Raw genomic sequence first — 842 nt, forward strand, 5'->3', positions numbered from 1 at the left:
CTTATTAATTCTTGTTGCGTGGATCGTGGCAGTATTAGTTAAGAAGGCAGTTTCAAAAGGTTTACGAGCGGTAGGTTTAGCTGGTCGCTTCGTGAAATGGAATATTGCAGAGACTGAGGATCAAGCGGAATCAACGTTTGATACTATCGCGCAAATTCTATACTACATTGTTTGGGTGCTATTCTTACCAGGCATCTTCGATACATTTGGTCTAACTTCTATCGCGACACCAATTCGTGATATGACAGCAAGTGCTTTAGGTTTCTTACCATCAATCGTTGGCGCAATCATCATTATGATTGTAGCTGTAGTGGTAGCACGTTTAGTGAAACAATTAGTTTACTCACTAGTTAAAACAGTTAACATCGACAAGTATGTGGATAAATTTACTGGTAACAAAACAGCAGACGGACAAACAGCAGATACAATTGCTAACGTACTTTCTTATGTAGCTTACATTGTTGTTTTCATTCCAATTGCAGTTGTAGCCCTTGAGACATTGGGGATTTCTTCAATTGCAACACCAATCATCGGTGTATTAAATAGTGTAGCTGCTGCAATTCCAAATATCTTAGTAGCAGTAATCTTATTAGGTGTTGGATTTGCGATTGCTAAAGTCATTGGTGAGTTAGTACAAAACTTACTTGCGGGCACTGGTTTAAACAACTTATTCAACCGTGAAACTGGTGCACCAACTAAAAACATCAATGTTTCAGAAATCATTGGTCAAGTAGTTGCTGTAGTCATTGGTTTATTCTTTACCGTTGAAGCCTTAAATGTATTAAACTTAGCAATCTTAAACACTGTTGGTGCAGCAATCATTGCTTACCTACCGAACGTAT

At 38.1% G+C, this 842-nt stretch carries 1 protein-coding gene; it reads left to right on the plus strand.

What is annotated here, in order from left to right; translation table 11 throughout:
• Positions 1–25: 25 nt before the first annotated feature.
• Positions 26–842: mechanosensitive ion channel (locus tag ACRCJ0_RS16505; protein WP_431391242.1), on the plus strand; the 817-nt coding region annotated here is incomplete at its 3' end.

The sequence above is a fragment of the Aerococcus sp. L_32 genome, assembly GCF_050689315.1.